At 60.0% G+C, this 1751-nt stretch carries 2 protein-coding genes and 1 pseudogene; all 3 read left to right on the forward strand.

All coding sequences use genetic code 11. The features are described 5' to 3' along the window. Position 1: 1 nt before the first annotated feature. Positions 2-1049 (forward strand): annotated as a pseudogene (locus L0Z65_RS19060) (hypothetical protein); the annotation flags it as partial. Beyond that, the gene (locus L0Z65_RS19065) at positions 1046-1312 is read left to right on the forward strand and encodes a DUF3726 domain-containing protein (RefSeq protein WP_392341298.1); all 267 of its coding nucleotides are present in this window, start codon (positions 1046-1048) and stop codon (positions 1310-1312) included. The pseudogene L0Z65_RS19060 and the gene L0Z65_RS19065, both read left to right, overlap by 4 nt. An 11-nt stretch (positions 1313-1323) precedes the next feature. Then, a complete protein-coding gene (locus L0Z65_RS19070) occupies positions 1324-1698 on the forward strand; it encodes a hypothetical protein (RefSeq protein ID WP_392341300.1) in 375 nt (124 codons plus the stop codon). The last annotated feature ends 53 nt before the right edge of the window (positions 1699-1751 follow it).

A 1751-nucleotide genomic window follows, 5' to 3' on the forward strand; every position in this document is an offset into this window, starting at 1 on the left:
GGCGGATTGCCGTGCGAGAGCCAATGGGACCACTGCCGCCAGGTTGGCTCCGGAGTTGGCGCGGTCGATGGGAATTGGCAATTCTACCGGCCTTGGGATGGCGCCGTTTTTGCTAAATCACCCTGTGTTGTTCAACAATTGGGTGGCCGCGCGGGAAAAGGCCATTCAGGCCGTGCGCAACATTGAAGAAGCCCATCCAGATGACATCGCGCTGTTCCGTTCATTGGTTGAACGCAGCAAAATGACAATTGCAGACTGGCAATCGGAACACCCGATCCAGATCCAGAAACTGAGCGCGCTGCGGTCGGATGCCGATCAGGTGACGAGCTATCTTGAAATCCAGACGTTGGCTGGGCCAAAGCCTTGGGACGTTCTCTATCGCTGGGCTGAGGAGACGCTTTCGCTGGAAGGGCAGGAGTGGATCGCGTCGCTGATGCTGGAGCCTTACGGCGGATTGGTCGATGGCTTTGCCGAAGACATGTCGGCGGACAACACTGCCACCTTCCGCATTGCCGGTGCGATGACAATCGGAGATTTGCGCAAGATCCTGTGCGATGTCTACGCCTGGGCCATCGATACCAACTGGCAGACGCCGGCAAACAAGGCCCGCGCCTGGTATGTTTCAGAAGAAAAGCTTGAACCGCGGTTGGGGGAGCGTTTCGAGGAACCGATTGAGGAATATGAGCAGCCGCTGGCACCGGGTCGTGATGCTGCGATGTTGTATCAGGCCCTCGCCCACTGGCCGGACGAGGCTCAAGTCGCCGATTTCCTGCTGCGCCATTCGGAGCATCGCCACGTCCTGCGACGTGCCCAGATCGTGGGGCGCGCGCCCTATGCGGAAATTCGCGACAACACAATTTCCGATCAGGTGCTCCCCCATTGATATGCTGCGCTGCAAGCTGGCCTTTTTCGGGGCAACCAAATTTGATCCCCGGTCGGACCGCTGGGTGCGAATTTGTATGTATGGCAACGCCCCGCTTCCCACTGAGTTAACAGCTGAGAACGCAGAATTCTGGGTTTTCCCCGAACTGGAAGAGGGTGCGGCATGAGCCATTCGCTGAATGAAATCGAGGCCATGAGCAAGCGCGCCGCCCGCGGTGCTGGTCTTTCATGGGGGTTGGCGGAAGAGGCTGCCAAGGGCACCCGATGGCTGTCGTCTTTTGGCTTTCCCGGCACCGAGATGCTGGCGGGTCTTTTGACCATGAATGACCGCATCCCGTCGATTGATGTCTCGCCTGTCTCGCTGCGGGCAGAGATCTGGCACGCGCCTGCCCGCAGGATGAGCCCGCTGATCGCTGCGGCGCGGCTCTGAGCGATTGCGCTGTGCGCCTGCTGGACCGCGGCCGGATCACGATGGAAAATGTGAATTTTCCATTGCTTGCCGTCCCCTTCATGGGCGGGGCCGCATTGCGACTGGGGCGCCCGGTTGCTGCAGAATGGCAGGGCGCGCGGCTTGCCACCGATGGCAAGCGGCTTTGCGTGCAGGGAGAGAGCGACGCCTTTCTGACCCAACTGGCGGATCAGATGGTGTTTTCCGCACCGGCCGATATGACAGGCCAGAAGGAACCCGTCATGCGTGCCAATGTCTCGGAAGAAAGCTGGGACCAGCTGAGCCAGTTCGCCCATCGCACCTTTGCGCCTGCCACCGAAGAAAGCCGCCTGCGGGGCGCCGGTGCAGGCCTCAGTGACAACGATTGATCACCCTTTTGGTGTCAGCCTGTCTGGCACCCTATCCCTATATTCAGACGAGA

Source organism: Phaeobacter sp. BS52 (assembly GCF_045040595.1).
Taxonomy (GTDB): domain Bacteria; phylum Pseudomonadota; class Alphaproteobacteria; order Rhodobacterales; family Rhodobacteraceae; genus Phaeobacter; species Phaeobacter piscinae.

What these genes read in the sequence shown, in the direction of transcription:
- L0Z65_RS19065 (WP_392341298.1), top strand. Translation starts at nt 1,046, where the DNA reads ATGAGCCATTCGCTGAATGAAATCGAGGCCATGAGCAAGCGCGCCGCC.